The sequence below is a fragment of the Streptomyces sp. NPDC028635 genome (assembly GCF_040637635.1).
Lineage (GTDB): Bacteria > Actinomycetota > Actinomycetes > Streptomycetales > Streptomycetaceae > Streptomyces.
Genome location: NZ_JBEZWX010000002.1, coordinates 366,644 through 392,867 on the forward strand (window position 1 = coordinate 366,644; position 26,224 = coordinate 392,867).

Below are 26,224 nucleotides of genomic sequence, written 5' to 3' on the forward strand. Positions count from 1 at the left end.
AGCCGGATAGGTTGCCGCCCATGGTCGACTGGGACATCCGGAAACTGCAGATCCTGCGCACGCTGCGGGAGGAGGGCACGGTCACCGCGACCGCCGAGGCCCTGCGGATGACCCCGTCGGCCGTCTCCCAGCAGCTGACCAACCTCGCCCGGCAGCTCGGTGTGCCCCTGCTGGAGGCCCACGGCCGCCGGGTACGGCTGACGGCGGCGGCCCGGCTGGTCCTGCACCACACGGAAGCGGTCTTCGAACAGCTCCGGCGCGCCGAGAGCGAACTGACGGCCTACGTACAGGGGGAGGCGGGCGAGGTGAGAGTGGGCGCCTTCAGCACGGCCGTACCGGCGCTGGTCGTACCGGCCGTCCGCAGCCTGAAGGCGTCGGCGCCCGGCGTGACCGTCCGCGTCCGCGAGGCGGAGGCGGCACAGGCCTACGACCTCCTCGCGGCCGGCGAGGTCGACGTGGCCCTCTCCCTGGCGGCCCACGCGCCCACGGCCCGCGACGCCCGCTTCCACCTGGTCCCCCTCCTGGCCGACCCGCTGGACGTGGCCCTGCCCCGCGACCACCCCCTCGCCTCCGCCCCGGCCCTGCGCCTGGCCGACCTGGCGGCCGAACCGTGGATCTTCGGCGGCAGCGGCCCCTGGTCGGACATCACCCGCGCCGCCTGCGAGGCGGCCGGCTTCAGCCCCGCCCAGGGCCACGCGGCGTCCGGCTGGACGGCGATCCTGGCGATGGTGGAGGCGGGCATGGGGGTGGCCCTGGTCCCCCGGATGGCAGCGGTCCCCCGAGCGGGCGTGGCGATGCGCCACCTCACGGAGGACCGCCCGGTCCGCCACGTCCTGGCGGCAACCCGCCGAGGCACGACGGAGGCACCGGCGGTGTCCCGCGTCCTGCAAGCGCTACGCGAGGTGTCCTTGGCGTAGGCCTCCGGCACGCGAGGCCCTGTGCGGGTCCGTCGTGGCTGGTCGCGCAGTTCCCCGCGCCCCTAGGTGTCCACGGTGACCGACCGCCTGAACGGACCGCACGCCCCGCGCCCCGCACCGGACCCGGAAGTGGCGACGGGCCGCACCCGCGTACGGCGGGAAGGGGACGGGGTGGGGGGTGTCCGCCCGCAGCGGCCGGCACCGGCGGAGGGCGCCGTATCGAGTGACGGGCGGCCGGACCGAGGACGGACACCCCCCACCCCGGCCCCGACCCACAACGCACCGCAGGCGAGACCGCAACCGGCCACCGGACGGCAACGGGCCGCCGCAGGCAAAAAAGGGGCGCGGGGAACTGCGCGACCAGCCCCCCACGCACCCGCAGCCGAACGACGACTCAGCCCGCTCAGCCCGCTCAGCCCGCTAAGACCGCTCAGACCGCTCCGCGACCATCCGCCGCCCGAGCCCGCAGCGCCCGCTCGACACCCGACCGCGACTCCGACACCAGCCGCCGCAGCGCCGCGTTCGGCGACGCGGAGGACAGCCACGCGTCCGTCGCCCGCAGCGTCTCCTCCGACACCTGCAGCGACGGATACAGCCCCACCGCGATCTGCTGCGCCATCTCGTGCGACCGCGACTCCCACACGCCCTTGACGGCCGCGAAGTACTTCTCGGTGTACGGCGCGAGCAGCTCCCGCTGATCGGTCTGCACGAACCCCGCGATCACCGCCTCCTGCACGGCGTTCGGCAGCTTGTCGGACTCCACGACGGACGCCCACGCCTCGGCCTTGGCCTCGGCCGTCGGCCGCGCCGCCCGCGCGGTCGCCGCGTGGCGCTCACCCGCGGCCGTCTTGTCCCGCTCGTACTCGCCCGCGATCTCCGCCTCGTCGAAGCGCCCCACCGCGGCGAGCCGCTCCACGAACGCCCATCGCAGCTCCGTGTCCACGACGAGCCCCTCGACCGACTGCGAGCCGTCCAGCAGCCCCTCCAGCAGATCCAGCTGCTCGGGCGTACGGGCCGTCGCGGCGAAGGCCCGCGCCCACGCCAGCTGGTGGTCGCTGCCCGGTGCGGCGGACCGCAGGTGGGCGAGCGTCGCGTCGGTCCAGCGGGCCAGCAGCGCGTCCCGCCCGGCCGGGTCGGCGTACAGGTCGATCGCCAGCTTCACCTGCCGGTGCAGGGACTGCACCACACCGATGTCGGACTCCTTGCCGATGCCGGACAGCACCAGCGACAGATAGTCCCGGGTCGCCAGCTCCGCGTCCCGCGTCATGTCCCACGCCGACGCCCAGCACAGCGCACGCGGCAGGGACTCCGTGAAGTCCCCGAGGTGCTCGGTGACCACGGCCAGCGACTGCTCGTCGAGGCGCACCTTGGCGTAGGACAGATCGTCGTCGTTCAGCAGCACGACGGCCGGCCGCCGCTTGCCGACGAGCTGCGGCACGGCCGTCAGCTCACCGTCGACGTCCAGCTCGGCGCGCTCCACCCGCACCAGCTTGCCCGCGTCGTCGAGGTCGTAGAACCCGACGGCGATCCGGTGCGGCCGCAGCACGGGCTCGCCCTTGGCGCCGGCGGGCAGCGCGGGCGCCTCCTGCCGGACGGCGAAGGACGTGACGACACCCTCGCCGTCCGTCTCGATCTCGGGCCGCAGCACATTGATGCCGGCGGTCTGCAGCCACTTCTGCGACCAGGTCTTCAGGTCGCGCCCGGAGGTCTCCTCCAGCGCGCCCAGCAGGTCCGACAGCCGCGTGTTGCCGAACGCGTGGCGCTTGAAGTACGCCTGCACGCCCCGGAAGAACTCGTCCTCACCGACGTACGCGACGAGCTGCTTGAGCACGCTCGCGCCCTTGGCGTAGGTGATGCCGTCGAAGTTGACGAGGACGTCGTCCAGGTCGCGGATGTCCGCCATGATCGGGTGCGTGGACGGCAGCTGGTCCTGCCGGTACGCCCAGGTCTTCATGGAGTTGGCGAACGTGGTCCACGAGTGCGGCCACCGCGAGCCCGGCGCGGCGGCCTGGCAGGCGATCGAGGTGTACGTGGCGAACGACTCGTTCAGCCACAGGTCGTTCCACCACTCCATGGTGACCAGGTCGCCGAACCACATGTGGGCCAGCTCGTGCAGGATCGTCTCCGCGCGCACCTCGTACGCCGCGTCGGTCACCTTGGACCGGAAGACGTACTGGTCGCGGATGGTGACCGCGCCGGCGTTCTCCATCGCGCCCGCGTTGAACTCCGGCACGAAGAGCTGGTCGTACTTGGCGAACGGGTAGGCGTAGTCGAACTTCTCCTGGAACCAGTCGAAGCCCTGCCGGGTGACCTCGAAGATCGCGTCCGCGTCGAGGTACTCGGCGAGCGAGGGCCGGCAGTAGATGCCGAGCGGCACGGACTGCCCGTCCTTCTCGTACACGCTGTGCACCGCGTGGTACGGGCCGACGATCAGCGCCGTGATGTAGCTGGAGATACGCGGGGTCGGCTCGAAGACCCACACGTTGTCCTTGGGCTCCGGCGTCGGCGAGTTCGAGACGACGGTCCAGCCCTCGGGCGCCTTCACGGTGAACTGGAAGGTCGCCTTCAGGTCGGGCTGCTCGAAGGACGCGAACACACGCCGCGCGTCCGGCACCTCGAACTGCGTGTACAGGTAGGCCTGCTGGTCGACCGGGTCGACGAACCGGTGCAGGCCCTCACCGGTGTTGGTGTAGGCGCAGTCGGCGACGACGCGCAGGACGTTGCGGCCCTCGAGCAGCCCGGGCAGCGCGATCCGGGAGTCCTGGAAGACCTCCGCCGGGTCGAGCGCGTCCCCGTTCAGGGTCACCTCGTGGACGGTGGGCGCGACCAGGTCGATGAAGGACGTGGCGCCGGTCCCGGCGACGTCGAAGCGCACCGTGGTCACGGACCGGTAGGTGCCGCCCTCCTGCGCGCCGGAGAGGTCGAGATCGATCTCGTACGAGTCAACGGTGAGCAGCTTCGCCCGCTGCTGCGCCTCTTCGCGAGTCAGGTTTGTGCCAGGCACGCGGTCATCTCCTCGTGATGTGTCGGTTGCGCCATCCTTCCACGTCAGCTCCGGCTTCGGCGATGATCCGACGACCCCCGCCGCCACGTCGGCGCCCGGACACGACGTCCGGATCCCGCCGGTGCCGGCCGCCCCCGCGCGCGAGCCTGAGCACATGACCACGTACACCGCACGACCCATCGCACCCGAGGTCCTGAAGGACCTGCGCACCACCGACGACGCGGGCCGCCCCGTCTCCGCGATCACCGACGACGAGGGCGGCGCCCCGCTGCGCTGCTGCCTGCGCCACAGCGAGCCGGGCGAGAGGATCGCCCTGGTCTCCTACGCGCCCCTGCGCCGCTGGGCGGCCGAGACCGGCGCCGAGCCCGGGCCGTACGACGAGCAGGGCCCGGTGTTCATCCACGCCGAGGAGTGCGCGGGCCCGCGGGAGGACGGCCTGGCGTTCACGAACGCCCACCGCGTCCTGCGCCGCTACTCCGCCGAAGGGCGCATCCTCGGCGGAGAGCTGGTCGAGGAGGGTTTCGGCGACGAGGACCTGCACAAAGCGTTCGACGACCCGTCCGTGGCGCTCGTCCACGTCCGGGCCGTCGAGTACGGCTGCTTCTACTACGAGGTCCGCCGGGCCTAGGGCGGAAACCCCCTAGCCCTTCAGCTCGGCCGCCACCAGCTCCGCGATCTGCACCGCGTTCAGCGCGGCACCCTTGCGGAGGTTGTCGTTGGAGATGAACAGGGCGAGGCCGTTGTCGACGGTCTCGTCCTTGCGGATGCGGCCCACGTACGAGGGGTCCTTGCCGGCCGCCTGCAGCGGGGTGGGGATGTCGGACAGCTCCACCCCGGGGGCGTCCTTCAGCAGCTCGACCGCGCGCTCCGGGCTGATCGGACGGGCGAAGCGGGCGTTGACCTGGAGGGAGTGGCCCGAGAAGACGGGGACGCGCACACAGGTGCCGGAGACCTTCAGCCCGGGGATCTCGAGGATCTTGCGGGACTCGTTGCGCAGCTTCTGCTCCTCGTCGGTCTCGTTGAGACCGTCGTCGACGAGGTTGCCGGCGAGGGGCAGCACGTTGAACGCGATGGGGCGCTTGTAGACACCGGGCTCGGGGAAGTCGACGGCCTCGCCGTCGTGGGTGAGCTGGTCGGCGTCCGCGATCACCTTCTGCGCCTGGCCGTGCAGCTCGGCCACACCGGCCAGACCCGAGCCCGACACCGCCTGGTAGGTGGCGACGATCAGCGCCTCGAGGCCGGCCTCGGCGTGCAGCGGACGCAGCACCGGCATGGCGGCCATGGTGGTGCAGTTCGGGTTGGCGATGATGCCCTTGGGGCGGTCCTTCAGCGCGTGCGGGTTGACCTCGGCGACGACCAGCGGGACCTCGGGGTCCTTGCGCCAGGCGGAGGAGTTGTCGATCACGACGGCGCCCTGGGAGGCGACCTTCTCGGCCAGCGCCTTGGAGGTCGCGCCGCCCGCCGAGAAGAGCACGATGTCCAGGCCGCTGTAGTCGGCGGTGGAGGCGTCCTCGACCGTGATGCCGTCGACGACCGAGCCGGCCGAGCGGGCCGAGGCGAACAGGCGCAGCTCGGTGAGGGGGAAGTTCCGCTCCTTGAGGATCCTGCGCATGACCGTGCCGACCTGTCCGGTGGCTCCGACGATTCCGACCCTCACGGCGACTCCCTGTCTCTCACACTTGGCCGAGGCTCATGTGGCCGAGGCCTTTCCATCATGCGGCCGACCCCGGTCCGCCTGTCCAATTCTTTGCGCGGTGTGCCCGCGGAATGGGACGCCCCGGACCCGTGAACGGTTCCGGACATTCGGCGTCCACCCCGGCTGAGCTGGAGAAATTCATTCCGCGGGCTTCCCGCACCGCAAGCTCGCCTGCCCATCGCGCCCTCGCCCACACGGAGTGTGACGTACGCCTCGCCGGTGCGGAGGGACCCGGGCCGAACGTTCCGGGCCGCCGCGGCGTCGTAGGAGCGACACGGTGAGGGGGTGGCTTGTGCTGCGCAGAAGGGCCCGGCGCGGCCGGGGGACGAACGCCGGGGACGACCCGCTGGACGCGGCCCAGGAACGCCGGGTGCGGGCGGTGCTCGCGCTCGGGGGAGTGCCGCAGGCGGACCTGCCGGACGGGGTACAGCAGGTACGCCTGCGGCTGCTGGAACGCGCCGCCAAGGGCGAGGAGAGCCCGCGGGACGTCTCCGCGTGGGCGGCGGTCGTCGCCTCGAACCTGGCCATGGACTGGCACCGCGCCCGCCGCCGCCAGGAACGGCTCGGTGAGCGCCTGGCGGCGCTGCGCGAGCCCCCCGGCGGTGGCGAGGAGTCCCGTGTGCTTTCCCTCGCCGTCGCCCGCGGCCTGGACGAGCTGCCCGACGCCCAACGGCAGATCCTCGTCCTGCGCTTCTACGGCGATCTGCCGGTGCGCACCATCGCCGAGCAGCTCGGCATCCCGGAGGGCACGGTCAAGAGCCGCCTGCACGCGGCGGTACGCGCGCTGCGGACGCGCCTGCACGAGGACGAGGTGGTGTGACATGCCCGCGGAACACGAGGGCCCGGATCCCCTGATGGCGGTCCTCACCGGCGAGGGCCTGCCCGACGAGGCCCGGACCGACCCGTCTCTCCTGGCCGCCCACCACGCCGCCGAGGCCGACGTGACCCTGCTCCGAGCCCAGCTGAAGCGGCTCGGCGACACCCTGGCCGACGCCGCCCCGCCCACGGCCCGACCCGCCGGTGACGCCAGCCCACCCCGGCGAGCGGACCGCGCCACCGGCGAGGCCGGCCCACCCCAGGGTGCGGACCGCGCTGACGGCCACGGCGCCCCACCCCAGGGTGCCGACCGTGCTGACGGCCACGGCAGCCAACCCAGGGGCGCGGGGAACTGCGCGACCGGCCACAACGGACCCGCGGGCGCAGACGCGGGGAACCGTGGTCCCGGCCGTACCCGCCGGCGGCCCCGCGGGCGCGCCCTCGCGCTCGGCACGCTGGTGACGGCCGTCGCCGTCTCAGGCGCGCTCGGCGCGAGCTGGCTGATCACCCACGCACCGGGCGGAGACGTCTCCGCGGACGGCGCCTCCTCCAAGGCGGCGGACGCCGGCGCCGGCGCGGCCCGGGAAGGTGCCGCCGCGTACCTGGCCTGCGCCCGGCTGGTCGTCGAGGGCACGGTCACCGCCGTACAGCCGGGCGGCGGGGCCGGGCAGCAGCGGGTCACGCTGCGCGTCACCCGCTCCTACAAACCCGCCAAGGCCCCCGCCGCCGTCACCTTCACCTGGGAGGAGTTCCTCGGCCCGCGGCCCGCCAAGGGCGATCACGCGCTCGTCGGCATCCCGCGCAACGCCGACGTGCCCGACACCTGGGTCGTCGACCCGCAGGAGCTGGCCCAGGAGCGCGACCGGCTCGACGGGGGGCTCTCCGCGGCGCCCGGGGCGTCCGGGGCCGCCCCCACGGCCTGCCCGTGACGACACGACGGCCGGCACCGGGGCGGACACGACGGCCGGCACGACGGCTGGCACCGAGGCGGACACGACGGCCGGCACGGCGGCCGGTACGGCAAAGGGCGGGCGCCCGTTCCCGGACGCCCGCCCCACCGTCGTACGAACGACTACGACGTGACCTTCTCGATCTTCACGCTGCCCGTGCCCGCGACCGTGCCGCGCGCGTCGACCAGCTGGACCTGGCCGAAGAACTCGCGGCCCTCCGGCGCGGCCGCCGCGGCGGTGACCGTGGCGGACACCGACGCGCTGTCGCCCGTGCCGAGCTTCACCGGCGCCGCCCCGTCCACCGAGACGGTGCCGAGGGAGGCGGCGAAGAACACGTCACGGTAGTCGTAGGCGGTGGTGCCGGACGGCACCGAGTAGCCCGCGACCTCGATCGTGTACGTACCGGCGGCCGGCGACGGGATGGAGACCGCCTCCTCCGAGTCGCCGTCGGCGGACTGGCCGACGACCTTGCCGGAGGCGTCCTTGACCGTCAGGTCCAGGTCGGCCGACGCGTCGGAGACCGAACCGATGGCGACGTCGAGGGACTTCGCGCCCTCCGGCACCACGACCGTGCCGGTCTGCGTCTCGCCCTGCTTGATCGACGGGCGGGCGTCCTTGGCGGAGCCGAGCGGCCCGCCGACCAGCTTGCCCTCCAGCGCGGCGAACTGGTTGGTCACCTTCCAGGACGCGGCGACCGGCGTGCCGACCTTGGCCTCGGGCACGGTGACCGTCTGCGGGTCGAACGCGGCGCCGAGGACGGCGACGTCCAGGGTGTAGGGGTTGTCGAGCAGCGGCGAGGTGCGGCGCGCCTCGACCTCGATCTCCCACACGCCCGGCTGCGGGTCGGCGTAGGAGCGCACGTCCGGCTTGCAGCCGTTGCCGTCGAGGTAGTTGTTGTAGCAGTACGGCGTGGAGGTGTTGTCCACCGGCGTGCCGTAGGGGTGGATCGCGATGAACCGGGTCTGGCTCTTGTCCTTCAGTCCGCCGATCGCCACCTCCAGCGACTTGGCGCCCTCGGGCACGGTCACGAAGTACGACTGGGTGCTGTTGCGCTGCACCGAGGCGGACTCGGTGACGGTGTAGGCGACCGGCTTGGAGACGACGACCGTCGACAGGATCTGCTTGTCGACGCCCTCCGTCCTCGGGTCGTCGACCTCGAGGATCGCGCTCTTGATGCCGGCCGACCTCGGAGCGGCCTGCACCTTCACGGTCACCGGCTGGTTCAGCGGCAGCTTCACCTCGTCGTCGCCCACGATCCGGAAGGTGTGGTCGGCGTTGTTCTCGAAGTGCAGCTCGTGCCGGAGCGCCTTGTCCGGGCCGGACGTACGGGTGATGGTGATGTCGTACGTCTTCTTCTGGCCGGCCTTCAGACCGCCCTCACGGTCGTAGAGGCCGGTGCCGAAGCCCGGCGTCTTCAGCGCCTGGTCGAGCGCGGTGTCGACCGGGGCCTTGACCGTGTAGTCGTGGGCGGTGGCGCCGTCCTTGATGGCGTCCCAGGCGTCCACGATGTTGATCAGGCCCGCGCCCTCCTCGTACGCCTGCGTGCCCTTGATGTGGTCGGCGGTCGAGGTGAGCGCCGTGCGCAGGGTCGCCGGGGTGAGGGCGATGCCCTTCTGCTTGGCGGCGCTCAGCAGCAGCGCGCTCGCGCCCGTGGCCTGCGGGGAGGCCATCGAGGTGCCCTGCAGCATGGAGTAGCCGGCCGGCAGGGAGTAGCCCGCCTCGGCGACCGGGGAGCCCGGCAGCCAGGTCTGGGTGGAGTTGATGGCCGCGCCGGGCGCGGTCAGGGTCGGCGTGAACCCGCCGTCCTCACGCGGGCCGCGCGAGGAGAACGGCATCATCGCGTACTTCTTGTCCACGACGGAGCCGTAGTTGGCGGCCCAGGTCTCCTTGGAGATGGCCGCGCCGACCGAGATGACCTTGTCGGCCAGACCCGGGTCGCCGATGGTGTTCGCGCCGGGGCCGGAGTTGCCCGCGGAGATCACCAGCTGCACGCCGTAGGTGTCGATGAGCCGCGTGTACAGCTCGGAGCGCGCGTTGTTGCCGTCGTTGAGCGCGGGCAGACCGCCGATGGACATGTTGACGATGTCGACGCCGCGGTTGGCGACGAGGTCGATCATGCCCTCGGTGAGCGCGACGTTGGTGCAGCCGCCGCTCCAGGTGCAGGCGCGCGAGGAGACGATCTTGGCGCCGGGCGCGGCGCCGTTCATCTTCCCGCCGAACAGGCCGTTGGCGGCGGTGATGCCGGCGACGTGGGTGCCGTGCTCGGACTCGATCACGCCGATGTTGACGTAGTCGGCCTTGGCGCCGGAGGAGTTGTAGGTGACGTCCTTGCGGACCTCGACGACGAACGGCTGCCGCTCGACGACGTCCGTCGCCGGGTTGTCGGTGCCGAAGTACCCGACCTGGAAACCGTCCTTGTACGGCTTCATCGGGGTGTCGTCGGTGAAGTCGTGGTTGTTGTTCAGGTCGACGCGGACCGTGCCGGCCGCCGCGTCGTACAGCAGACCCCAGGTGTCGGTGGTGTCGCCGTCGCGGTTCGCGTCGCCCTTGGCGTCGCCGCCGGCCGTCGCGGCCTCGCTGAACAGGTTGAAGGCGTAGTTCCCGGCGGGCGCGGTCCAGGTCTGGCCGGCCGCCGTGAAGGCCGGGCCGTCGACCTTGGTGGTCATCCGCCGCCAGGTGGCGTCGCCGTCCACGACCGGGTCGGTCGCGGTGACCCAGTCGACGATCTTGCGCTCGCCGGTGGTGGTCTTCTGCAGCGCCGGGTGGCCGAGGTCGACGCCGGAGTCGAGGATGCCGATGGTGATGCCGCGGCCGTCCGCCTTCGGGTGGTCCTTGACGAAGTCGACGGCGCCCGTCTCGAAGGACGGGTTGTACGGGTTCTCGGCGGGAGTGTCCTTGCCCGGCCCCGGGTACTTCGCGGTGCCCGCGGCGCCCTTGGCGGACTGCGCGTTCGGCGCCGGGTCGTCGAGCGGGATCTCCTGCTTGAGGTCGATCGCGTGCACCGAGGACAGCTTCGCGGCGGCGGCGATGGCCGCGTCCGCCTTGCCGGTCGGGACGGTGGCGCGGACGTAACCCAGCTTGTCGTAGGTGCGGCCGACGAGACCGCCCTGGCCGTCCAGCTGGTCGGCGACCTGCTCGGTCTGGCCCGGAGCGGTCGCGATCATCATCGTGACCGTCTTGTCGCCGTCGGCCTTGGCCTCGGCGAGCCGGTCGGCGTCGTCGGCGCCGAGCTTGTCGTGCGCGGGCTTCACGCCCGGGTCGGCGGCCGGGACGGCGGCGGGGGCGCCGGTCGCGGCGAGCGCCAGGGGTATCGGCCCGGCGGCGCAGAGCGCGGCCACCACACCCGCGGCCACGGCGATGCGGGCCACGCGTCTGCCGGCCGGTATGGGGTCGCGCTGGGGGATGAGGGTCATCGGCATCCCTTGTCGGTAAAGGAGCGTGCGAGGACCGACCGGGACCGATCAGTCCAGGTCGAGGGTCGTCCGGAAAGCGATCCCGGATGAGCGGACAGCTTTACGCAAGGTCCGATTGTTTGGGGAGAGTTGACCCAATCGAAATGGATGTATGGGGAAAACCCGCTATGGAGGGGCAGACGTGCGTCGGAAATCGAGGGTGGCGGCCTACGCCGTGTGCGTGCGCGACGGGCAGCTGCTGCTGGCCCGTTCACCGGGCCTGGACGGCAGTCCCGAATGGGTGCTGCCCGGCGGCGGGGTGGAGCACGGCGAGGACCCGGCGGATGCCGTGGTGCGTGAACTCGCCGAGGAGACCGGCTACGACGTCGAGCCGACTGCCCTGCTCGGGGTGCACTCCTCCCACCGCGTCTTCCGCCGCCGCGGCCTGCGCCGCCCCGTGGACCACCACGGGCTGCGCCTGGTCTACGAGGCCCGGGTGACCGGCGGCGAGTTGTCGTTCGAGGTGAACGGCTCCACGGACATGGCCGCCTGGCACGACCTCGACGCGGTGCCCGGCCTGCCCCGGGCCCGGATGGTCGAGGTCGGCCTGCGGCTGTGGCGCGAACGGCCCGCCACGGGACGCGTGGTCGTGCCCGCGCCGGAGCACGGCTGAAAAACGGTCAACCCCGGCGGGTCGCTCAACCCTGCGGTGCGGCGGCCGGTCCCTCCCCGCGACCGGGTCATCACGGGGTGACCCGGCCACCGCGAAGGGGGAAGACATGAGAGCACGTTCCGCACTGGCGGGCACGGCCGCCGCCCTGCTGTCCCTGGCGCTCGCCGCGCCCGCGACGGCGGCGGCCGCCCGCGGCGGCCACGGGCACGACGCCACCCGCGGGGCCGTCCAGGCCCAGGTGGCGGCCGGCGTCCCGGGCGTCACCCTCACGGCACAGGACGGGCGGCACACCTGGCGGACCACGGCGGGCGTCGGCGACCTGCGCACCGGCGCACCGCGCTCGACGGCCGACCACTACCGTGTCGGCTCCATCACCAAGACGTTCGTGGCGACCGTGCTGCTGCAACTGGAGGCGGAGGGCCGGCTGTCGCTCGACGACAGCGTCGAGCACTGGCTGCCGGGCGTGCTCGGCACGAACGGCTACGACGGTTCGAAGATCACCCTGCGGATGCTGCTCAACCACACCAGCGGCGTGTTCAACTACACCGAGGACAAGTCCGTCGCCGCGACGTACTTCACCAAGGAGGGCTTCTACACCCACCGGTTCGACCGGGTCGCGCCGCGGCAGCTCCTGGCGATCGCCCTGGCCCACGAGCCCTACTTCGCGCCGGGTGCCTCCTGGCACTACTCCAACACCAACTACCTGCTGGCCGCGCAGGTCGTCGAGAAGGTCACCGGCCGCCCCTACGGCGAGGAGATCCGCCGCCGCGTCATCGCCCCGCTGCACCTGACCGGCACCTCGGTGCCCGGCACCCGCCCGACCCTGCCCCGGCCCAGCAGCCGCGCCTACGGCAAACTGGCCGAGGTGACCACCGGCCCGACGTACGACGTCACGGAGCTGAACCCGGCGCTGGCCTACGGCTCGGGCGAGATGGTCTCCGACTCCGCCGACCTGAACCGCTTCTACCGGGCCCTGCTCGGCGGAACCCTGCTCCCGCCGCGGCAGTTGGCCGAGATGAAGACGACCGTGGACGCCGGGGACATCCCGCACGCGCGCTACGGCCTCGGCCTCATGGAACGCGAGCTGAGCTGCGGCGTGCGTGTCTGGGGCCACGGCGGCGGCATCCACGGCTCCGCGTCGGAGGCCGTCACCACCGCCGACGGGCGCCACTCGCTGGCGTTCAACCTCAACTCCGACTGGACCGGCGACACCGACGCGGTGGTCGAGGCGGAGTTCTGCGGCTGACGCCACTCAGCGGGAGGGGCCGCCGATTCCCGCCGGCGGCCCCTCCCGTCCCCTCCTGACCCCTGCACAGGTTCCCGGCTATCGGGGCAGTACCACCACATAGGCGGCCGGATCCCGGTCCGCGGCCGCCATCAGCGCCGTGCGGACCACCGTGGCCTGCTGCTCCGGCGACTCGCGCAGCTTCTTCGGCGTCACATGGACGACCGTGATGCCGAGCCGCTCCAGCGTCTCCCGGGTGCGGACGTACTCCGACCACAGCGCGTCGTCCTCCTCGCGGGGCGCCCGGGTGTCCAGCTCCACCGCCACCGCCTGCTCCGGCCAGTAGGCGTCCACGCCGCCGATGTGCGGGCCCCCCGGCAGCCGCAGGTCGACGTTCCACACCGGGTCGGGCAGGCCGTGGTCACGGACCATCGCGTAGAGACGGTCCTCGGCGATCGCGCGGCCCTCGGCCAGCAGCAGGTCGACAGCGTCCACCACGTGCGGGCGGGTCAGCAGCCGGGCCTCGTGCAGCTCGCGCACCAGCGAGGCGGGATCGCAGTGCCCGGCACGGACGGCCTCGGTGAGCAGCCGGCGCACCGTGGCGGCGTCCGACAGCCCGGCCACCGCGTCGGCCACGGCGCGCGGCACCGGGGCGACCGGGACCCCCGTGACCTCCTCCGGGTCCGGCAGGACGGCGGTGCGCACGATCGTGGCGCAGCCGGTGGAGCGCAGCCGGCGCAGCCGCGGGACCAGGACGTCGATCGTGTCCAGGGACAGCAGCGGGGGAGTGGCGGCGAAGCCGTGCAGGGTGAGGGCGGCGAGCCCGGTGATCATCGCCTCCCGGTAGGCGGGCGGGCGGTGCGCGTCCCCGGCGCCGGGCTGCACGGGCACCCCGGGGGCGGCCGGGCCCGACTCCCTGGCCGCGTACATCAGCACCGCGTGCAGCCGCTCGTCGGTGGTCGGCGGGCCGGGGTGCAGCAGCACCACGCCGGGCAGCAGCTGCTGCCAGGAACCGCCGGAGCGGCACTGCTCGTTCAGGTCGGCGGTGGTCACGCCGTGGGCGCGCAGCTGGGCGACCGTCAGCACCCGGCGGTGGGCGTCGGGGAGGTGACGCAGGTGACGCGGGGGGTGGGGGGTGGCCGGGGGGAGCGGGGTGTTGTGGTTCATGTCCGGGAGATTCCCGCGTCCGATCCGCCCCTTAACCGCTGTTACACGGCCGTCGACAAATCCGGACAACCCTGCACTAAAGGACGAGTGTTCGGATGCCGAGTAGGAGGCGAAAACGCCAGGTCCGATCGGGTGGGCTCCGAGGTTACGGTTCCGATTGCCTGAATTCCGTAACGGCTACGAGACGCTAAGGCGCTGGCCAAAGCTTGGGTGGGGCTGGTCCTTGTCCGCGAGTGCGCCGTGGCTCGTCGCGCAGTTCCCCGCGCCCCTTTGTGCCTGCGGCGGCCCGTCCGGGTTTCGCCGTGGCCGGTCGCGCAGTTCCCCGCCGCCCCTGGGGCGGCCCGCCGCAGCGGCCCCGCGAGCGAGCCGACCGGCTGTCCTGCCGTCGGCCCGGACCGTGCCGTCGCCGCGCCCGGCGCAGGAGAGCGCCGGGCGCGGTGTCCTTCTCAGCTGCCGGCGGCCGCCGCGTCGCAGGCCTGGCCCCGCAAGGCGCGGGCCAGGTCGTCGCGGGACTCCAGGACCAGGCGGCGCAGGGCCGGGGCGGCGTCCTCGTGGGCGGTGAGCCACGCGTCGGCCGCGGCCAGGGTCTCCTCGGAGTCCTGGAGCATCGGGAACAGACCCGACACCACATGCATGCCGATCTGGATCGACCGCTCGGCCCACACCCGCTCGATCGCCGCGAAGTACCTGTCCGCGTACGGCGCGAGGAGCTCGCGTTGCGACGGCCGGCCGAAGCCCGCGATGACCGCCTCGGTCAGCGCGTTGGACAGCGCGTCCGACTCCACGACCTGTGCCCACGCCTGCGCCTTGACCGCCGCCGACGGCCGGGAGGCCAGGCAGCGCACCTGGTGCCGCTTGCCGGACGCCGTGTCGTCGCGCGCCAGCTCGGCGGCCAGGACGTCCTCGCCGGCCACCCCGTGCGTGGCCAGCGGCTCCAGGAACGCCCAGCGCAGCTCCTGGTCCACCTCCAGCCCGTCGATCTTCTCGGTGCCGTCCAGCAGCGCCTTCAGCAGGTCGAGGTCCGCCTCCCGCGAGGCGACCGTCGCGAAGAACCGCGCCCACGCCAGCTGGTGCTCGCTGCCCGGCCCGGCCGCCCGCAGCTCCCGCAGGGCGCCGTCGGCGAGCAGCGCGGCCCCGGTCTCCCGCCAGGCCGGCGCCGCGTAGTGCGTCAGCGCCGAACCGGCCCACGCGTGCAGCATCTGCACCACGCCGATCTCCGACTCGCGGCCCGCGAACCGCAGCACCAGGTCCGCGAACTCACGGGCCGGCAGCAGCGCGTCCCGGGTCATGTTCCACAGCGCCGACCAGCACAGGGCACGCGCGAGAGGGTCGGTGATCGCGCCGAGGTGGCCCTTGAGGGTCTCCAGCGAGGTCGTGTCGAAGCGGATCTTGCAGTAGGTGAGGTCGTCGTCGTTGACCAGGATCAGCTCAGGTGCCTGTTCCCCGGCAAGCTCCGCGACGACCGTGCGCGCGCCCTCCACGTCGGTCTCCGTCCGGGCGTAGCGCACGAGGGCGTCGCCCTCGCGCCGGTAGAGGCCGACCGCGACCCGGTGCGGGCGCAGCTCCGGGTGCGACTCGGCGGCCTCCTGCACCACCGCCAGCTCCTCGATCCGGCCCCCGGAGTCCAGCAGCACCTGCGGGGTCAGCGCGTTCACCCCGGCCGTCTGCAGCCAGGAGCGCGCCCACGCGCCCATGTCCCGGCCGGAGGTCTCCTCCAGCACCGCCAGCAGGTCGCCGAGGCGGGTGTTGCCGTACGCGTGCCGCTTGAAGTAGCGCCGGGAGCCCTCCAGGAACGCGTCCTGGCCGACGTAGGCCACCAGCTGCTTGAGCACCGAGGCGCCCTTGGCGTAGGTGATGCCGTCGAAGTTGAGCTTGGCGTCCTGCAGGTCGCGGATGTCCGCGGTGATGGGGTGCGTGGAGGGCAGCTGGTCCGCGCGGTAGGCCCACGCCTTGCGGCGGTTGGCGAAGGTGATCCAGGCGTTCTCGAAGCGGGTCGCGCCCACGTTCCCGAACGTGCCCATGAAGTCCGCGAAGGACTCCTTCAGCCACAGGTCGTCCCACCACACCATGGTGACCAGGTCGCCGAACCACATGTGCGCCATCTCGTGCAGGATGACGTTGGCCCGCGCCTCGTACGACGCCTGCGTCACCTTGCCGCGGAAGATGTACTCCTCGCGGAAGGTCACCAGCCCCGGGTTCTCCATCGCGCCGAGGTTGTACTCCGGCACGAACGCCTGGTCGTACTTGCCGAACGGGTACGGGTAGTCGAAGTGCTCGTGGAAGAAGTCCAGGCCCTGCTTGGTCACCAGGAACACGTCGTCGGCGTCGAAGTGCTTCGCCAGCCCCTTGCGGCACAGCGCCCCCAGCGGGATGCGCAGCGTGCTGCCGTCGGCGAGGGTGCGCTCGTAGGAGTCGGTGACGTAGTGGTACGGGCCGGCGACGACACAGGTGATGTACGTCGAGATCGGCTTCGTCTCCGCGAACCGCCACACCCCCTCGGCGCGCTCCCCGGCGCCGTTGCTCCACACCGTCCACCCCTCGGGCGCCCGCACCTCGAAGCGGAACGGCGCCTTGAGGTCGGGCTGCTCGAAGTTCGCGAACACCCGGCGGGAGTCGGCCGGTTCGTACTGCGTGTAGAGGTAGACCTCCCCGTCCTCCGGGTCGACGAAGCGGTGCAGGCCCTCACCCGTGCGGGAGTACGCGCACTGCGCGTCCACGACCAGCTCGTTCTCCTCCGCCAGGTCCTCCAGCAGGATGCGGGAGCCGTCGAAGACCTCGCTCGGGTCCAGGTCGCGGCCGTTGAGCGAGAGGGCCGTCACGCTCGGCGCGATCAGATCTGCGAAGCTGGAGGCACCCGGCTCGTTGCAGCGGAAGCGGATCGTGGTGACCGAGCGGAAGGTGCGCGCACCCTCCCCCTGCTGCTCGCCGACCGCGGAGCGGACGTCGAGGGACACCTCGTACCCGTCGACGGACAGCAGCGCGGCCCGCTCCCGGGCCTCGTCGCGGGACAGATTCTCACCGGGCACGGGCGGCACTCCCTCGTGTGTCGTGACTACGGCAGACAGGACCGATCCTGCCATGCGCACCTGACGCGGCGCCGCCGGGAACGGCCGGGGCGCCCGGGAATGGCCGGGGCCCGCGACGGCGTTGTCCGGGGAAAGACGTCCGCCTGAGGAGAGACATGCCGCAGAAGACCCCCGTCGACTTCTGGTTCGACCCGCTGTGCCCCTGGGCGTGGATGACCTCGCGCTGGGTGCTGGAGGTGGAGAAGGTCCGGGACATCGAGGTCCGCTGGCATGTGATGAGCCTCGCCGTCCTCAACGAGGACAGGCTGGACGAGCTGCCGGAGGAGTACCGGAACATGCTCGCCACCAAGGCGTGGCAGCCGGTGCGCGTGGTGACCGCCGCCTGGCAGAAGCACGGCGCGCAGGTCCTCGGCCCGCTGTACACCGCGCTCGGCACCCGCTTCCACAACCAGGGCGAGGGCGCGACCGTGGAGGCGATCGCCGGCGCGCTGGCCGACGCCGGGCTGCCGGCCGACCTGATCGAGTACGCCGAGCAGGAGGACTTCGAGTTCGACGCCGAGCTGCGCGCCTCCCACAAGGAGGGCATCGACCTGGTCGGCCAGGACGTCGGCACCCCGGTGATCGCCGTTCCCGGTGCCGACGGCGAGCAGATCGCCTTCTTCGGCCCGGTCGTCACCCCCGCCCCGAAGGGCGAGGACGCCGCCAAGCTGTGGGACGGCACCCTCGCCGTGGCCTCGGTGCCCGGCTTCTACGAGATCAAGCGCACCCGGACCAAGGGTCCGGACTTCAGCAACCTGTAGTGCCGGCCGTGGTGCTGCCGGAGGGGTGCGCGAACTCCTCCGGCAGATAGCCGCCCACCCAGTACTTCGTCTTGCGCTGCACCCGACGGCATCCCTCGGCCGTGCAGCGGTGGAAGGCCCGGGCGACGAAGGCCTCCCCGTCCAGCTCCGCGGCGAGCGCCTCACCGGCCGCCGCGGTCTCCTCCCGGCGCAGCTCGCGGAAGGTCTGCATCCGGTCCTTGCAGGTGGGGCTGGGACATCGCACGTTCGCCATGAGCGTCTCCTCAGGACAGGCGGAGCCCTCCGCCGTAGTCTCCCAATGTGCCCTGTCCGCAGGTCATTTCGTAGCACCATGGGCGGGAAACCCACTGCTGGAGGCGAGCAACACCCCATGACGGAGATCGACACCTCGGTGCCGCACTCGGCCCGGATCTGGAACTACTGGCTGGGCGGCAAGGACAACTACCCGGTGGACGAGGCGGCCGGTGACGCCTACACGGCCGTCTTCCCCGGCATCGTCACCGTCGCCCGCAGCAGCCGCGCCTTCCTCGGGCGCGCCATCCGGTACCTGGTGCGCGAGGCCGGCATCCGTCAATTCCTGGACGTGGGGACCGGCCTCCCGACGGTGGACAACACCCATGAGGTCGCCCAGCGGCTCGCCCCCGAGTCCCGGATCGTCTACGTCGACAACGACCCGCTCGTGCTCGCGCACGCCCGCGCCCTGCTCACGTCCACGCCCGAGGGCGTCACGGCGTACGAGGACCTGAGCCTGTACGACCCGGAGAAGATCATCGAGGCCGCAGGGCGCACCCTCGACCTGACCCGGCCCACGGCGCTGATCCTCAGCGGTCTGCTCGGCCATGTCGCCGATCACGAGGTGGCCCGCGACCTGGTCCGGCGACTGCTGGCGGGCCTGCCCTCGGGCAGCTTCCTGTGTGTCAACGACGGCTCGCGCGGCACCGACCCCGCCTACGAGGCGGCCCAGGACGGCTACAACGAGACCGGCGCGGTGCCCTACTTCCTGCGCCCCGTCGAGCAGATCGAGGCCTACTTCGACGGGCTGGAGATGATCGAGCCCGGCGTGGTGTCGGTACCGCTGTGGCGGCCCGAGCCGGGCGCCGGGGCGGAACCGATCGGGCAGCACGGCGGCGTGGGCCGCAAGCCCTGACCGGCTCCCGGGAACGAAGGAGGCCCTTGCGAGTCCTGTCCTCGCAAGGGCCTCCCTTCTTCCGCCTGCCAGGTGAAGGGTGAGAAGACGATCACGAGGCAGGAGCATCCGGGCTCACGTCACGGCGCGAGCAGCAGCACGTCCGTGCGGGCCTTGGCGGCGGCGTAGCGGCGCGCGACGTCCTGCCAGTTGACGACCTGCCACATCGCCTCGATGAAGTCGACCTTCTGGTTGCGGTACTGCAGGTAGAAGGCGTGCTCCCAGGCGTCGAAGACCAGGATCGGGGTGGCGCCCTGGCCGACGTTGCCCTGGTGGTCGTAGACCTGCTCGACGATCAGCCGCCCGCTGAGCGGCTCGTAGGCCAGTACGCCCCAGCCGGAGCCCTGGGTGGTCGCGGCGGCCTTGGACAGCTGCGTCTTGAAGCCGGCGAAGGACCCGAAGGACTCCTTGATCGCCTCCGCCAGCTCGCCCACCCCGTCGGCGGCCAGCGGTTCGCCGCCGCCCTCCTTGGGGCCGGTCATGTTCTGCCAGTAGATCGAGTGCAGGATGTGCCCGGACAGGTGGAAGGCGAGGTTCTTCTCCAGGCCGTTGACCGAGCCCCAGGTGTCCTTCTCACGCGCCTCGGCGAGCTGCTCCAGCGTGTCGTTGGCGCCCTTCACATAGGCCGCGTGGTGCTTGTCGTGGTGCAGCTCGATGATCTCCGGGCTGATCACGGGCGCGAGCGCGGAGTAGTCGTACGGCAGGTCAGGCAGCGTGTAGACGGGCATGCGTGGGTAACCTCCGAGCTCTTATTGCAAGTAAGTCGCAACAACAAGCTAGCAGCAAAAAGCCCCCGTGTGGATCACACGGGGGCTGTCTGCGCGAGGGTGGCGAGGTGTGGCGTCAGCCGCGGGAGGTCCGCGCCTTCTGCCAGGCGTACCCGACGGCCGCCAGGACCAGCGTCATCGCGCCCGTCGAGTACAGCTGCACGCGGTTGGCCGGGTCGCGGGCCATCAGTACGAAGATCGCGGCCATGCCGGCCAGCGCGATCCAGGTCAGCCACGGGAAGGCCCACATGCGCACGACCAGCTTCTCCGGGGCCTCGCGCTCCATGCGGCGGCGCAGCAGCAGCTGGGAGACCGCGATGAAGGTCCACACGACCAGGATCACCGCGCCGATCATGTTCAGCAGCCACTTGAAGATGTCGTCCGGGCGCCAGTAGTTCAGCAGCACGCAGACGAAGCCGATGACGCACGAGGTGAGGACCGCGATCCGCGGCACCCCGCCGGACAGCTTCGCCAGCGCCTTCGGGCCCTGGCCGCGCTGCACCAGCGAGAAGGCGATGCGCGAGGAGCCGTAGATGTTGGCGTTCATCGCGGACAGCAGGGCCACGAAGATGACCACGTTCATGAGCTGGCCCGCGTGCGGGATGCCCAGGTGGTCGAGTGTGGCGACGTACGGGCCCTTCTCGACGACCTCCTTGGAGTCCCACGGGACCAGGGTGACCGCGACCGCCATGGAGCCGATGTAGAAGACGGCGATGCGCCACATCGCCGTGCGGACGGCGGACGCGACACCGCGCACCGGGTCCTGGGACTCGGCCGCCGCGATGGTGACCGTCTCCAGACCGCCGTAGGCGAACACCGAGGCGAGCAGGCCGACGAGCAGACCCTCGCTGCCGTGCGGCATGAAGTCCGTCAGGTGGGACGTGCCCGGCGCCTCGACGTCCGGCAGCAGGCCCGCGATGGCCAGGACGCCGAGGATCAGGAAGAGGCTGATCGCCACGACCTTCAGCAGGGCGAACCAGAACTCGAACTCGCCGAAGTTCTTCACCGCGGCCAGGTTCGCGCCGCAGAAGACCACCATGAACAGGGCGACCCACATCCACTGCGGGACGCCGGGCACCCAGCCCTGGGCGATGCTCGCGGCGCCCATGCCCTCCAGGCCGACCGCCGTGCACAGCAGCACCCAGAACGACCAGCCGGCGGTGAAGCCGGCCCAGGGGCCGATCGCCCGCTCGGCGTGCGCCGAGAAGGAACCGGAGGACGGATAGGCGGCGGACATCTCACCGAGCATCCGCATCACCAGCATCACCAGCAGGCCGGAGATCGTGTAGGCGATCACGATCGACGGGCCGGCGGCGGCGATGCCCGCGCCGGAGCCGACGAACAGCCCGGCGCCGATGACGCCGCCGAGGGCGATCATCGACAGATGGCGCTGCTTGAGGCCATGGGAGAGGGCGGCGCCCTCCTGTTGCTGCGGCGGTGTGTCCGTGGTCGTGCGGCTGGGCATGGGGCGCGGCTCTCCACGAAGGCAAGGGGCGGGCAAAAACCCCGCCAGTCTGGGCGGCCCGTCCGCTCACGCGAAGGGACCGCCCAGTATCCGGACACCGCCTGTGCGCAGTGTGAGACTCCGGTTACGCCGCCACGGGGGTGTAGTGCGCGGCGTCACCCTCGATGGACCAGCTCTCCTTGCCCTCGACGCCCACCGGCACGTCGCCGGCGACGGTCACCCGGTGCAGCCGGCGCGGCTGCCCGTCGTAGTTGTCGATGGCGTAGTGCTGGGTGATCCGGTTGTCGAACAGGACCAGCTCCCGCTCCGCCCACCGGTGCCGCAGGACGTTCTCGGGCCGTGTCACATAGGCCTGGAGCAGCTCCAGCACCTTGCGGGACTCACCGGCCGACAGGCCCACGATCCGCTGCGCGAACCCGCCGATGAACAGCCCGCGCTCCCCGGTCAGGGGATGGACGCGGACCACCGGGTGCGCGGTGCGGTACCGGATCGAGGTGAACTGCGCCCGCTGCGCCGCCTTCTCCTCGTCGATCTCCTCCTGCGGCACGGCGTAGTCGTAGTCGTTGGTGTGCTCGGCCCACAGGCCGTCGGCGAACCGGCGCAGCGGCTCGGGAAGGTCGCGGTAGGCGGCGGCCGCGTTGGCGATCAGCGTCTCGCCGCCGTACGCCGGGACGGTGAGCGAGCGCAGACTGGTGGCCTGGGGCGGGTTCAGCACGAACGTGACGTCCGTGTGCCAGTGGTTGGCCCGGCCCCGCTCGCTGTCCACCGGCAGCACGTTCGGGGCGTCCTCGACGGCGCCGACCGTGGGATGGGCGGTGGTCAGGTCGCCGAAGTGGCGCAGGAAGGCCTGCTGGCCGGCGTCGTCCAGGTCGCCCGCGTCGAACACGAGCGCCTTGTGCACGTTCAGGGCCTCGCGGACCGCGGCGACCTGCTCGGGGGCGAGCGGGGCGGTGAGGTCGACGCCGGTGACGCGGGCGCCGATGCGGGCGGTGACCTTGGTGATCTTCAGGGACATGACGGGTCCTTTCAGGCGAGGGCGGGAGCGGGTGCGGGAGAAGCGGGAGCGGGGTTCAGGTACTGGTTGGCGGGCCGGGGCAGGCCGTAGCGCTCGCGCAGGGTGCGGCGCGGGCCGTACGCGGTGCGGAACAGGCCCCGGGCGCGCAGGACCGGCACCACGTGGTCGACGAAGGCGTCCAGGCCGGAGGGCAGGACGGGCGGCATGACGTTGAAGCCGTCGGCGGCGCCCCGCGTGAACCAGGTCTCGATCACGTCGGCGACCTGCTCGGGCGTTCCGGCGACGGTGAAGTGCCCGCGCCCGCCGCCGAGCCGCCCGATGAGCTGCCGCACGGTGAGCTTGTCGCGCCGGGCCAGCTCCACCACGAGCGTGTAGCGGCTCTTGGCGCCCTCGATGGCGTCCTCCGGCGGCAGGTCCGCGGGCAGTGGCGCGTCCAGCTCCAGCGTGCCGGGCGGCAGGTGCAGCAGGCTCTCCAGACGGGCCACGCCGTGGTCGTGCACGATGTGGTCCTCCAGCTGCCGCTCCGCGGCCCGCGCCTCGGCCTCGGTCGAGCCGAGGACGGGGACGATGCCCGGCAGCACCTTCAGCAGCCCGGGGTCCCGGCGGGCCCGCGCGGTGCGGGACTTGAGGTCGGCGTAGAACGCCTGCGCGTCGGCGAGCGTCTGCTGCGCGGTGAACACCGCCTCGGCGTAGCGGGCGGCGAACGCCTTGCCGTCCTCGCTGGAGCCCGCCTGCACCAGCAGCGGGTAGCCCTGCGGGGTGCGCGGCACGTTCAGGGCGCCCGCCACGCTGAAGTACGTTCCCCGGTGGCGCGGCGGATGGATCTTGCCGTCGTCGCCCCACACCCCGGCCGCCTTGTCGGCGACGACCGCGTCGTCCTCCCAGCTGTCCCACAGCTTCAGCGCCACGTCCAGGAACTCGGCGGCGCGGGCGTACCGCTCGGCGTGCGCCGGTTCGGCGTCCAGCCCGAAGTTGCGGGCGGCCTCGGCGCCGGCCGTGGTGACGACGTTCCAGCCGGCCCGGCCGCCGCTGATGATGTCCAGCGAGGCCAGCTTGCGCGCCAGGTTGTAGGGCGAGTTGTACGACGTGGACGCGGTGGCGATCAGCCCGATGTGCTCGGTCGCCGTCGCCAGCGCCGTCAGCAGGGTGAGCGGCTCCAGGGCCCCGGCAGGGCGCTGGGCGAGGTTGCTCCACAGCTGCGGGCCGTCGGCGAGGAACAGCGAGTCGAAGGTGCCCCGCTCGGCGCTGCGGGCGAGCCGGACGTAGTGCTGGAGATCGACGTGCGCGGACGGGTCGCTCTCCGGGAGCCGCCACGAGGCCTCGTGGTGGCCGGTGTTCATCAAGAACGCGTTGAGGTGGAGCTCTCTGGCGGTCACCGGTGGTCCTCCGTGACGCCCAGCGCGCCCAGCAGACGCTCGCGGTACTCGCCGAGCACCGGTTCGCGGTAGGAGCGCGGATGGGGGTGGTCGATGGTCAGGTCGAGGCCGATGCGGCCCTGGTCGAGGACGAGGACCCGGTCGGCGAGCACGACCGCCTCGTCCACGTCGTGGGTGACCAGCAGCACGGACGGCCGGTGGCGCTGCCACAGGTCACGCAGGAGCGCGTGCATCCTGATCCGGGTCAGTGCGTCCAGCGCGCCGAACGGCTCGTCCGCCAGCAGCAGTTCCGGCTCGCGGACCAGGGAGCGGGCCAGCGCGGCGCGCTGCGCCTCGCCGCCGGACAGCTCGCCCGGCCAGGCCCGCTCGCGGTGGGTCAGCCCCACCTCGGCCAGCGCCGCCCGGCCCCGGGCCGCGGCGTCCCTGCCGTCCAGGCCGAGGAGGACGTTGTCCAGTACCCGCCGCCAGGGCAGCAGCCGGGAGTCCTGGAAGACGACCGACACCCGCTCCGGGGCGGACAGCTGCCCGCTGCCGCTGACCCCGTGGTCCAGGCCGGCGATCGCCCGCAGCAGCGTGGACTTGCCCGAGCCGCTGTGCCCGAGCAGCGCCGTGAACTGCCCGGCGGGCAGGTCGAGATCGACGCCGTCCAGGACCGTGCGGCCCGCGAAGGACCGGGTCAGGCCGCGCAACCGCACGGCCGGCCGGGTCAGTTGCTCAGTGTGCGGCGCCATGACAGCACCCTCCGTTCGACGAGCCGGACCGCGCTGTCGGAGACCAGGCCGAAGACGCCGTAGATCAGCAGGCCGACCAGGATGACGTCGCTCTGGCCGTAGTTCTGCGCCTGGAACATCAGATAGCCGAGCCCGGACGTGGCGTTGATCTGCTCCAGCACGACCAGGCCCAGCCAGGAGCCGGTCACGCCGAGCCGCAGCCCCACGAAGAAGCCGGGCAGCGCGCCCGGGATCACGACCTGGCGGACGAAGGTGAGCCGGGACAGGCCCTGCACCTCGGCGAGTTCGACGAAACGGCTGTCGATGCCGGACAGCGCGGCGTGCGTGTTCAGATAGACCGGGATGTAGACGACGATCGCGATGATGGCGATCTTGAAGGTCTCGCCGATGCCCAGCCAGAGGATGAACAGCGGGATCAGCCCGAGGGTCGGGATCGCCCGGTTGAGCTGCACCGTCCCGTCGATCAGCGCCTCCCCGGCCCGGCTGAGCCCGGCGGCGAGCGCGAGCAGCACCCCGGCCGTCAGGCCGATCGCGAAGCCGGAGCCGGCCCGCTTCAGAGAGGTCACGATGTCCGTGGGCAGGGTGCCGTCGGTCCACAGATGACCTGCGGTCCTCAGTACCGTCCAGGGTGCGGGGATCGCGCCGGGATCCAGGGTCCCGGCGGCCGAGGCGGCCGCCCACAGCGCGAGCACGGCCAGCGGGCCGGCCAGCCGGGCGGCGGGCAGCCGGCGGCCGGGGGAGAGGCGGCGGCGCCTGCGGACCTGGGGGAGTTCCCCTGCCTCCGGCGCCACGACGGCGGTCGTCGTGAGGGTGGTCATTTCCGGTACTCCTCGGGTACGGCCCGGGCGGCGATCGCCTCGAAGCGGTGGTCGAAGAGGGACGAGACGTCGAACTTCTGCACGAAGCCGCCCTCGGCGAGCAGGTCGGCGGTCTCCTGCTCCCACCGGATCGCCTCGTCCCAGCTCGGCGGGAACAGCGGCTTGTTCGCGAGCGCCGTGATGGACCTCGCCTGCTGAAGGCTGAGGTTCTGCGTCCTGACGTAGAACTCTTCGTTCCACATGTCCGGGTGCTCGTACGCCCAGACCTGGCCCTTGGCCCAGTGCGGGATGTAGGCGGCGATCGCGGCGGCCTTCGCCGGGTCGTTCAGCACGGACTGCGGCGCCCACAGCAGGCTGAGCAGGTCGACGACGTCGGTGGCGATGGTGCGGGCGCCCTTGGGGCCGTACTGCTTCAGATAGGCGGGCGCCTGGCTGATGCCGAGCGGGGCGATGTCGACCTGCCCGGACTGCAGCGCGGTCAGGAACTGGTTGCTGGTCAGCGGCACCAGCTTCACGTCGTCGTAGGACAGACCCGCCTTCTTCAGCGCCCGCAGCAGGACGACGCCCTGGGCCTGGCCCTGGGAGAAGGCGAGCTGCCTGCCCTTGAAGTCGGCGACCGTGCGGATGTCGCTGCCGGGCTTGGTGGCGAAGAGGTAGCTGGGCTTGCGGGTGATGTCGATCGCCACGATCTTCGCGGCGAACCCCTGGTAGTGCGCCTGGATCGGCGGGATCCCGGCGTTGGCCGCGAGGTCGAGGGACTTGGCGCGGAAGGCGTTGATGACATCGGGGCCCGCGCCGATGTTCAGCCAGTTCGAGACGGTGAACGGCAGCGCCGGCAGCCTCGCCAGCTTGAACTGGAGCTGCTGCTGGCCCAGGTAGGAGGCGATCTTCAGGCTGGTCCCGGCGGGGACGCGGTCGGCGAGCGGCCGGGTGGCGGCGGCCGCGGTGCCGGCGGCGGCCTGGCCGTCCGCGCAGCCGCTGAGACCGGTCACGGCGGCGGACGCGCCCAGCACGGAGGTGAGAAAGGCACGACGGTGCACGGGAGGACTCCCAGGAGAAAAAGACAGCGGGAATTGCGGGAAAGAAGGCCCGGAGAAGAAGAACTCACACAGCGGGAAACACGCGCTTCATGCGCGGCAATATGTCAGCAACAGACGGTGCGACAGCTGGTGAGAGGGCTCATGACCAGGATGTTCCCGG

The 26,224-nt window shown here is 72.1% G+C and carries 21 protein-coding genes; 8 read left to right on the top strand and 13 right to left on the bottom strand.

The genetic code is table 11. The annotated features are described in order from the left end of the window. The first annotated feature begins 20 nt into the window (after window positions 1–20). Window positions 21–917, top strand: a complete 897-nt coding sequence (locus AB0E88_RS03830; RefSeq protein WP_361623233.1) for a LysR family transcriptional regulator — start codon at window positions 21–23, stop codon at window positions 915–917. A 430-nt stretch (window positions 918–1,347) separates the two neighbouring features. Here the strand turns inward: AB0E88_RS03830 and pepN (AB0E88_RS03835) are convergent, their stop codons facing one another. Next, window positions 1,348–3,921, bottom strand: a complete 2,574-nt coding sequence (gene pepN / locus AB0E88_RS03835) for an aminopeptidase N (protein ID WP_361623236.1) — start codon at window positions 3,919–3,921, stop codon at window positions 1,348–1,350. 154 nt (window positions 3,922–4,075) lie between these two features. On the opposite strand from pepN (AB0E88_RS03835), the gene AB0E88_RS03840 reads away from it, so the two are divergent. Then, entirely contained in the window at window positions 4,076–4,549 is a 474-nt protein-coding gene (locus tag AB0E88_RS03840) for a DUF1203 domain-containing protein (RefSeq protein ID WP_361623239.1), read from the top strand. Between the two features lie 12 nt (window positions 4,550–4,561). On the opposite strand, the gene AB0E88_RS03845 is transcribed toward AB0E88_RS03840, so the two are convergent. Next, window positions 4,562–5,578, bottom strand: a complete 1,017-nt coding sequence (locus AB0E88_RS03845; RefSeq protein WP_361623242.1) for an aspartate-semialdehyde dehydrogenase — start codon at window positions 5,576–5,578, stop codon at window positions 4,562–4,564. A gap of 331 nt (window positions 5,579–5,909) precedes the next feature. Between AB0E88_RS03845 and AB0E88_RS03850 the strand changes: the two genes are divergently transcribed. Beyond that, entirely contained in the window at window positions 5,910–6,437 is a 528-nt protein-coding gene (locus AB0E88_RS03850; protein WP_361623409.1) for a sigma-70 family RNA polymerase sigma factor, read from the top strand. A 1-nt stretch (window position 6,438) separates the two neighbouring features. Continuing rightward, window positions 6,439–7,362, top strand: coding sequence for a hypothetical protein (locus AB0E88_RS03855; RefSeq protein WP_361623245.1), 924 nt, complete (start codon window positions 6,439–6,441; stop codon window positions 7,360–7,362). A 143-nt stretch (window positions 7,363–7,505) separates the two neighbouring features. Here the strand turns inward: AB0E88_RS03855 and AB0E88_RS03860 are convergent, their stop codons facing one another. Next, a complete protein-coding gene (locus AB0E88_RS03860; protein WP_361623248.1) occupies window positions 7,506–10,796 on the bottom strand; it encodes a S8 family serine peptidase in 3,291 nt (1,096 codons plus the stop codon). 181 nt (window positions 10,797–10,977) lie between these two features. Here AB0E88_RS03860 and AB0E88_RS03865 point away from each other — a divergent pair, with 181 nt between their 5' ends. Together AB0E88_RS03865 and AB0E88_RS03870 are read left to right on the top strand one after the other, a co-directional pair. Then, window positions 10,978–11,448, top strand: coding sequence for an NUDIX hydrolase (locus AB0E88_RS03865; RefSeq protein ID WP_361623251.1), 471 nt, complete (start codon window positions 10,978–10,980; stop codon window positions 11,446–11,448). A 106-nt stretch (window positions 11,449–11,554) separates the two neighbouring features. Then, a complete protein-coding gene (locus AB0E88_RS03870; RefSeq protein ID WP_361623254.1) occupies window positions 11,555–12,694 on the top strand; it encodes a serine hydrolase domain-containing protein in 1,140 nt (379 codons plus the stop codon). 78 nt (window positions 12,695–12,772) lie between these two features. On the opposite strand, the gene AB0E88_RS03875 is transcribed toward AB0E88_RS03870, so the two are convergent. After that, window positions 12,773–13,840: a hypothetical protein gene (locus AB0E88_RS03875; RefSeq protein ID WP_361623257.1), complete on the bottom strand. Its 1,068-nt coding sequence runs from the start codon at window positions 13,838–13,840 to the stop codon at window positions 12,773–12,775. Between the two features lie 446 nt (window positions 13,841–14,286). Beyond that, window positions 14,287–16,866, bottom strand: a complete 2,580-nt coding sequence (gene pepN / locus AB0E88_RS03880; protein WP_361623260.1) for an aminopeptidase N — start codon at window positions 16,864–16,866, stop codon at window positions 14,287–14,289. Window positions 16,867–17,021: 155 nt separating this feature from the next. Between pepN (AB0E88_RS03880) and AB0E88_RS03885 the strand changes: the two genes are divergently transcribed. Further along, window positions 17,022–17,666 (top strand): DsbA family protein, encoded by a 645-nt coding sequence (locus tag AB0E88_RS03885; protein ID WP_361623263.1) that lies wholly within the window; start codon window positions 17,022–17,024, stop codon window positions 17,664–17,666. Here AB0E88_RS03885 and AB0E88_RS03890 read toward each other — a convergent pair. Continuing rightward, window positions 17,653–17,919 (bottom strand): hypothetical protein, encoded by a 267-nt coding sequence (locus AB0E88_RS03890; protein ID WP_361623266.1) that lies wholly within the window; start codon window positions 17,917–17,919, stop codon window positions 17,653–17,655. The genes AB0E88_RS03885 and AB0E88_RS03890 overlap by 14 nt on opposite strands. 117 nt (window positions 17,920–18,036) lie before the next feature. Here AB0E88_RS03890 and AB0E88_RS03895 point away from each other — a divergent pair, with 117 nt between their 5' ends. After that, the gene (locus AB0E88_RS03895) at window positions 18,037–18,813 is read left to right on the top strand and encodes an SAM-dependent methyltransferase (RefSeq protein WP_361623269.1); all 777 of its coding nucleotides are present in this window, start codon (window positions 18,037–18,039) and stop codon (window positions 18,811–18,813) included. A gap of 119 nt (window positions 18,814–18,932) precedes the next feature. On the opposite strand, the gene AB0E88_RS03900 is transcribed toward AB0E88_RS03895, so the two are convergent. The 7 genes from AB0E88_RS03900 to AB0E88_RS03930 all read right to left on the bottom strand — a co-directional run bounded on the left by AB0E88_RS03900 (window position 18,933) and on the right by AB0E88_RS03930 (window position 26,091). After that, the gene (locus AB0E88_RS03900) at window positions 18,933–19,580 is read right to left on the bottom strand and encodes a superoxide dismutase (RefSeq protein WP_361623272.1); all 648 of its coding nucleotides are present in this window, start codon (window positions 19,578–19,580) and stop codon (window positions 18,933–18,935) included. 115 nt (window positions 19,581–19,695) lie between these two features. Continuing rightward, window positions 19,696–21,084 carry an amino acid permease gene (locus AB0E88_RS03905; protein ID WP_361623275.1) on the bottom strand — a complete coding sequence of 463 codons (1,389 nt, stop codon included), beginning with the start codon at window positions 21,082–21,084 and terminating at the stop codon, window positions 19,696–19,698. A gap of 124 nt (window positions 21,085–21,208) precedes the next feature. After that, window positions 21,209–22,099: a TauD/TfdA family dioxygenase gene (locus AB0E88_RS03910; protein ID WP_361623278.1), complete on the bottom strand. Its 891-nt coding sequence runs from the start codon at window positions 22,097–22,099 to the stop codon at window positions 21,209–21,211. An 11-nt stretch (window positions 22,100–22,110) separates the two neighbouring features. Beyond that, the gene (locus AB0E88_RS03915; protein WP_361623281.1) at window positions 22,111–23,475 is read right to left on the bottom strand and encodes an LLM class flavin-dependent oxidoreductase; all 1,365 of its coding nucleotides are present in this window, start codon (window positions 23,473–23,475) and stop codon (window positions 22,111–22,113) included. After that, a complete protein-coding gene (locus AB0E88_RS03920) occupies window positions 23,472–24,206 on the bottom strand; it encodes an ABC transporter ATP-binding protein (RefSeq protein ID WP_361623284.1) in 735 nt (244 codons plus the stop codon). Before AB0E88_RS03920 ends, AB0E88_RS03915 begins: the two co-directional genes overlap by 4 nt. After that, window positions 24,182–25,024, bottom strand: a complete 843-nt coding sequence (locus AB0E88_RS03925; RefSeq protein WP_361623287.1) for an ABC transporter permease — start codon at window positions 25,022–25,024, stop codon at window positions 24,182–24,184. Before AB0E88_RS03925 ends, AB0E88_RS03920 begins: the two co-directional genes overlap by 25 nt. Beyond that, window positions 25,021–26,091 (bottom strand): ABC transporter substrate-binding protein, encoded by a 1,071-nt coding sequence (locus tag AB0E88_RS03930; RefSeq protein WP_361623412.1) that lies wholly within the window; start codon window positions 26,089–26,091, stop codon window positions 25,021–25,023. Before AB0E88_RS03930 ends, AB0E88_RS03925 begins: the two co-directional genes overlap by 4 nt. Window positions 26,092–26,224: the final 133 nt, after the last annotated feature.